Source organism: Streptomyces sp. S6 (genome assembly GCF_054880855.1).
Genome location: NZ_JBTYMC010000053.1, coordinates 25998 through 32006, shown reverse-complemented (window position 1 = coordinate 32006; position 6009 = coordinate 25998). Strand labels below are relative to the sequence as shown.

Sequence of the window (6009 nt, the reverse complement as noted above, 5' to 3'; positions counted from 1 at the left end):
CCACGGGCTCGGAACGCGCCAAGGCGACACGACGTCCGCCGGACGACCACACACCGATTTTCACGCACACAGGGTGTCGCCGTCAGGCGACCGGATTACTGATCCCTCCTCCAGGGCAGTGCGAAGCTCGTCCAGGGACAGAGTGCCAATCCCGGTGCACACCGGCACTTTCACCACCACGGGGTGATCCTTTCTGTTGAGTAAAGACCCCGCCCGTCGGTCGGCGGGGGAACGGACTCGGCGGGCGGGGTCGTCTGTCGGGGCGCCGGAGTCAGTTCGCGGTGCGTCTCTGGTCCGTACCGCTGTTGTGGTCTCCGCCATGGCACACAGGGTCTCCGCAGGGCGGGCTGTCTATCTGTGGGTGAGGCGACAACGCGGAGTGGCCTGGGATGGGGAGAGGGCGGTGCGGGGAGGCCAGTAGAGGAAATGGGGAGACGTACGGGTCATGGACATAGGGGGCAGGACGAGGGCGTCGCGGGTAGGGCAGCTTGGCCAGCAGATGACGGACGAGGTGTCTCACAGGTGCAACTCCATTGCTGTCGTGAGGACGTGACGCCGACACCCGGGCGGGGCGATCTACCCGAGGCCCGGGCGTCGGCGGAGGCTCGTACCGGGTGAGGAGGGGGTGCTCGGGAGCCTCTGTCCTGCCGCTCGGTGTCGGGGTACGTGCGCGGCAGGGGGCTACGAGAGTGCCGGGGCGGGCTTCTGCGCGGGGAGGGTCTTCTCGGCCCACACGGTCTTGCCGATCACCTCGCTGACGACGCCCCAGGTGCCGACCAACGCATCCACGAGGGCGAGCCCTCGCCCCCCGCCCTCCTCGATGCCGGCCTTCTTGAGCTGCGGCATCCTGTCGCTCTGGGTGTCCTGGACCTCGACTCGGAAGACCGCGTCGGTACGGGCGATCGTCAGGCGGACCTGACGGCCCGTCGTGCCGGGGACCCGTCCGTGGGTGACGGCGTTGGTGACCAACTCGCCGACCACCAGCGTGAATTCTTCGGCGAAGTCGTCGTCCACGGGGATGCCGCAGGCGAGGAGGAACTTGCGGCAGTCGGTTCGGGCTCGGGTGGGGGCGAGTTTGGTGGTCGGGTAGTGGTAGGCGGCGAACGTTTCACGGTGACCGCGCAGACTCTCCAGGTGCCCGAGGAGACAGAGGACCGACCGGGCCAGACGCCGCGCGTGCGCCAACTCGTGGGGAAACGCCCCGTCCTCCACCGCGTCCAACCGCTGCCGCGCCTCCCCGACACCGGCCCACGCGGTCACCACGTCGGTATCCCCCTCGGGACGCCCGAGCGCCACTCGCCCGATCTCCGGGATCAGCACCATCAGATGCCCCCGGTACATCAGGATCAAGGTTTCCAGCTCATCGGCGGTCGGCAGCCCGACACCGTCCATGAGTACCCGCGCCGTGGTCGTACGCATGGTCTCCGCATCGACCGGAAGGGAATCGAACCCGCTCACAGCCGCTCTCCCCTCGACCGCGCGTTGGCCACCGACATGTTCGCGCTCAACGCCTCCACCGCCGACACCGACCGCAGCAGCTCCGGACGCGCGTCCCACTCGACACCGCCCCCGACCGGACGCACCTGCACGCACGGGCCCACGAGCCCCATCACCTCACCCACCTTGTCCCTGCCGGTGTCCCGCACCACGTCCCCGACGCGCACGGCCATCGCCGCACCCTCTTCCGCACCCTCCGGGGCGGACCTCTGCGCACCCATCAGGCCACCCCTTCCGCGAGGACGGAACCGGGCCTCGGTACACCCAGCAGCCAGGCGGCAATACAGCGGATATGGTCCTGCATGTCGGCACTCCTAACCAGGCGTCGGCCATGCCCCCGGACGTTCGCCCGTCGCGGGGGTTCGACGCGTGTCCTAGGACAGAAAGTAGCGTGTCCTAGGGCAGTGGCACCAGTGAAGCTCGACAACTCCCCTGAATGGGTTACTCATGTCCTAGTACAGTAATCCGTGCCCTAGGACACCACCCCGGGAGACGCCATGCCGGACGCCAACCACCCCTACATGCAAGTCGCCGAACGCATCCGCCGCCGCATCCTCGACGGAGCCCTGAAAGAAGGCGAGAAACTCCCGCCCGTAAGGGAACTCGCCAAGAGCGAGGGCGTGTCCATCGCCACCCTCGGCCGCTCCCTCGATCAGCTCCAGGTCGAGGGCTACATCACCACATCGCGACGCGGAACCTTCGTCGCCAACGCCCCCGAAGTCGCCCCCTCCGGCTATGACCGCATCACCCGCGTCCTGCGCACCGGCTCCGTGCTCGCCGAGGGCGAGACGATGATCGTGACGACCGCGGAACTGATCAAACCACCCCAGTACGTCGCCGAGATCTTCGACCTGGACGACGGCGACCAGGTCGTACGCCGTCAGTGGCACACCGGCAAGGGCTCGCAGCGCACCGGCCTCTTCGTCACCTGGCACCCGGCTCACTTCGCCGCCGCCGTCCCCGAACTGCTCTCCACATCACGGACCTCCTCCCCCGGACTGCTCCTGAAGATCCAGCAGGCCACTGGCAGGCAGGTGACCGCAGGACGCGACGACATCCACGGCCGCGACGCCGACGCACGCGAAGCGGGCTTCCTCGGACTGCGCACCGGTTCCCCCATCCTGGCCGGCGTCCACCGGCTCTGGGACGACCAGGGAGTGATCGAGTACGGCGAATGGTGCCTGCCGTACCGGCTGGCCATCGGCTACGAGTACAGCGTCGAGGCGGCTCCCGACGTTTCGTGAGGGCGAGAACAACGTACGGCCCTGCATCGTCGGCGATGGAGGGCCGTCGCGCTTCCCGCAGATCCCCGGCACGCTCATGTGGGACGCCGGACAGGAACATGACGCTGCCGCCCCGACCATGGTCGCCGTCGACAGCGCTGACGCACGACACGAGGATGGAGTACACGGAACGCGGGACGCGGTAGCTCGCGTACTGGGATGGGTTCCAGCAAAACTCGACCGCATCGAGACCGGCCGGGTCGGCATTTCCGAGACCCGGCCCACCACTGTCGCCGCCTGAGACCATCGAGCGCATGGGCAAGCACTCCCGACCCGGACCCCCGAACCGGCCGTCTCGCGCGGTCCCGCACATCGACGCCGACGATCCACTGGCGGCGTACCACAAACGGCGCCGCCCGCCGCTGGACATCTGACGTCGGCACCGCCCGCTCCACGGCGGCGGCGGTCACCTCCGGCCCGATGAGCCGAGGGCGCTGGAGGAGTGGAACGGGTTCTCGTACGGACCTGCGGGCACCGCCGTGAACCTCGCGGAGGCTCAGCAGTGGGTGAACGGACGGACATCCGGCGATGAGCCGACAGCGTGACGGCACATTGCGGCAGTCCAGTGCCCCGCGAACCGCCCGCACCCCACCCCGCCCATCACCCCCGGCGGCCGAACTCCCTGATCCGGTACCGCAGTCCGGACGTGGACGTCAGCCACTCGCCGTCCCGCGTGACCTGCCACGACTCGTCCAGGTCGGGCGCGTACGTGTCGCCTGGGAGTTCCGTGTCGATCTCCGTGACGGACAGGGTGGTGGCGTACTCCAGGGCGGACAGGTAGATCTCGCCGCCGCCGATGACCCACACCTCGTCCCCGGCGACCTGGAGCGCCTCCGGTACCGAACCCACGCGGTCGGCGCCGTCGGACGTCCAGGAGGGGTCGCGGGTGATGACGATGTTGCGGCGGCCCGGGAGGGGGCGGAAGCGGGGAGGGACGGAGTCCCAGGTGCGGCGGCCCATCACCACCGGGTGGCCCAGGGTGGTCGCCTTGAAGTGGGCCATGTCCTCGGGGATGCGCCAGGGGATCGTGCCGGCGGCGCCGATGACGCCGTTCAGGGTCTGTGCCCAGATGAGGCCGACGGTCATCAGACGGCCACCGGGGCCTTGATGGCGGGGTGGTGCTGGTAGTCGACCACCTCGACGTCGTCGTACGTGTAGTCGAAGAGGGACGCCGCCTCGTGCAGCTTCAAGCGAGGGAAGTCCAGCGGTGTGCGGGAGAGCTGTTGCGTCACCTGGTCGACGTGGTTGTCGTAGATGTGGCAGTCCCCGCCGGTCCAGATGAAGTCGCCTGGTTCGAGGCCGGTCTGCGCGGCGACCATGTGCGTCAGCAGCGCGTAGCTGGCGATGTTGAAGGGGACGCCGAGGAACAGGTCGGCGCTGCGCTGGTACAGCTGGCAGGAGAGCTTGCCGTCGGCGACGTAGAACTGGAAGAACGCGTGGCAGGGGGCGAGCGCCATCTCGGGGAGCTGGGCGACGTTCCACGCGGAGACGATCATCCGGCGGGAGTCGGGGTCGCGGCGCAGGGTCTCCAGGACCTCGCTCAGCTGGTCGATGTGCTGCCCGTCCGGCGTCGGCCAGGAGCGCCACTGGACGCCGTACACGGGACCCAGTTCGCCGTCGGCGTCCGCCCACTCGTCCCAGATCGTGACGCCGTTGTCCTGGAGCCACTTCACGTTCGAGTCGCCGCGCAGGAACCACAGCAGCTCGTAGACGATCGACTTGAGGTGCACCTTCTTCGTGGTGACCAGCGGGAACCCCTGGGAGAGGTCGTAGCGCAGTTGGTGCCCGAAGACACTCCGGGTACCGGTGCCCGTCCGGTCGGCCTTGGCCGTCCCGGAGTCGAGCACGCGTCGCAACAGGTCTTCGTACTGGGTGTCCGCCACGTCGGCCGAGTCTACTGGGACGCCTGTGAAGCGGTCGCCTCCTGCGGCGCCTCCCCGAACCGCGCCAGCGCCAGCGCCCCCACCACCGCCACCGCGAACCCCAGCACGGCGAGCCACGCGAGCCCCTCCCGCGTCCGGTCCCCGAGCCAGATCACCCCCACGGCGGCCGGTCCGACGGTCTCCCCGATCACCATCCCGGCCGTCGCGGCGGTCACCGACCCCCGCTGGATCGCGGAGGTGAGCAGCAGAAAGGCCGCACCCCCACCCACCAGCACCGGGTACGACGCCGGGTTGCCCAGCAGCGGCACCGGCCGCAGCGAGTCGATCAGCCGCACCCCCACCTCCACCACCCCGAACCCGAACCCGGCGCCGAGCCCCAGCGTGAGCGCCCGCCCCCGCTCCGGCAGCCGCCCACCGCAGAACCCGAGCAGCAGAATGCAGACGGCGGCACCGAGCACCGTCCACCTCAACGCGTCCGACCCGTGCCGCGTGCCCTCCTCGCCGGAGGCCAGCCCCAGCATCGCGAGCCCCGCGCACACCACCGCGACGGCCGTCCACTCCGTCCGGCTCAGCCGCACCCGCAGCATCCGCGCCGCCACCACCGCCGTCACCGCGAGGCTCGCCGCGAGCGCCGCGCCGACCGCGTAGATCGGCACCGACCTGAGCGCGAGCACCTGGAACACGAACCCCAGCCCGTCGAGGCCGAGCCCCGCGACGTACCGCCACTGCCGGACGGCCCGCAGCAGCAGCGCGGCCTCCCCGCCGCCCGGCCCGCCGGCCGCCGCTTCCCTCGTGGCCACCGCCTGCCACACCGTCGCCGTACCGAAACAGACCGCCGCCGCCAGCGCACACACCATGCCGAACATCACAAACGGACTGTAGGGGAGGGGGCGGTGCCGGGGGCTGCCGTACACGGACTCTCACCGATCTCTAGGCTGGTGACCGAACGCATGACCTAAAAAGCGACACGGGGAGACATGGACATGGCGGACACACCCAGAAGGCTTCGCTCGGGCACGGTCGTCCTCGGCGGCGTCGGCATCCTCGCGGTGGCCCTCACCGCCTGCTCCTCCGACGCGGACAAACGCTGCGTCGACCGCAACAGCTACAACGCGGCGAAGGGCTACAAGATCGTCTCCGACCGGAACTGCAAGTCGTCCAAGAGCACCACGGTGTCGTCCTGGTACCACGGCGGCACGAAGAACGGCTCGTGGGTGAAGGACGGCTCCTTCAGCAACTCCCGTTCGGGGTCGGGGAGTTCGAGCACGAGCGGCGGCAGCGGCGTCGACCGGGGCGGGTTCGGCGGCAGCGACGGCGGCCACGGCAGCTCCGGCGGCTGAGCCGCG

At 69.8% G+C, this 6009-nt stretch carries 7 protein-coding genes and 1 pseudogene; 3 read left to right on the top strand and 5 right to left on the bottom strand.

The features are described from left to right. Nucleotides 1-681: 681 nt before the first annotated feature. Together ACVNF4_RS10455 and ACVNF4_RS10450 are read right to left on the bottom strand one after the other, a co-directional pair. A complete protein-coding gene (locus ACVNF4_RS10455; protein ID WP_461802445.1) occupies nt 682-1419 on the bottom strand; it encodes a DUF6415 family natural product biosynthesis protein in 738 nt (245 codons plus the stop codon). 35 nt (nt 1420-1454) lie between these two features. After that, the gene (locus tag ACVNF4_RS10450; protein ID WP_461802444.1) at nt 1455-1718 is read right to left on the bottom strand and encodes a hypothetical protein; all 264 of its coding nucleotides are present in this window, start codon (nt 1716-1718) and stop codon (nt 1455-1457) included. A gap of 276 nt (nt 1719-1994) precedes the next feature. On the opposite strand from ACVNF4_RS10450, the gene ACVNF4_RS10445 reads away from it, so the two are divergent. Further along, a complete protein-coding gene (locus tag ACVNF4_RS10445) occupies nt 1995-2741 on the top strand; it encodes a GntR family transcriptional regulator (RefSeq protein WP_461802443.1) in 747 nt (248 codons plus the stop codon). A gap of 449 nt (nt 2742-3190) precedes the next feature. Then, nucleotides 3191-3325: pseudogene (locus ACVNF4_RS10440) on the top strand (DUF6087 family protein); the annotation flags it as partial. 55 nt (nt 3326-3380) lie between these two features. Here the strand turns inward: ACVNF4_RS10440 and ACVNF4_RS10435 are convergent. The 3 genes from ACVNF4_RS10435 to ACVNF4_RS10425 are packed head-to-tail and all read right to left on the bottom strand — an operon-like array spanning nt 3381 to nt 5520. Continuing rightward, nucleotides 3381-3866, bottom strand: a complete 486-nt coding sequence (locus ACVNF4_RS10435) for a dihydrofolate reductase (RefSeq protein WP_461802442.1) — start codon at nt 3864-3866, stop codon at nt 3381-3383. Further along, nucleotides 3866-4663 carry a thymidylate synthase gene (locus ACVNF4_RS10430; RefSeq protein ID WP_461802441.1) on the bottom strand — a complete coding sequence of 266 codons (798 nt, stop codon included), beginning with the start codon at nt 4661-4663 and terminating at the stop codon, nt 3866-3868. Before ACVNF4_RS10430 ends, ACVNF4_RS10435 begins: the two co-directional genes overlap by 1 nt. 11 nt (nt 4664-4674) lie before the next feature. After that, the gene (locus ACVNF4_RS10425) at nt 4675-5520 is read right to left on the bottom strand and encodes a DMT family protein (protein WP_461802446.1); all 846 of its coding nucleotides are present in this window, start codon (nt 5518-5520) and stop codon (nt 4675-4677) included. Between the two features lie 126 nt (nt 5521-5646). On the opposite strand from ACVNF4_RS10425, the gene ACVNF4_RS10420 reads away from it, so the two are divergent. Next, nucleotides 5647-6003 carry a hypothetical protein gene (locus ACVNF4_RS10420; protein WP_461802440.1) on the top strand — a complete coding sequence of 119 codons (357 nt, stop codon included), beginning with the start codon at nt 5647-5649 and terminating at the stop codon, nt 6001-6003. Nucleotides 6004-6009 lie beyond the last annotated feature (6 nt).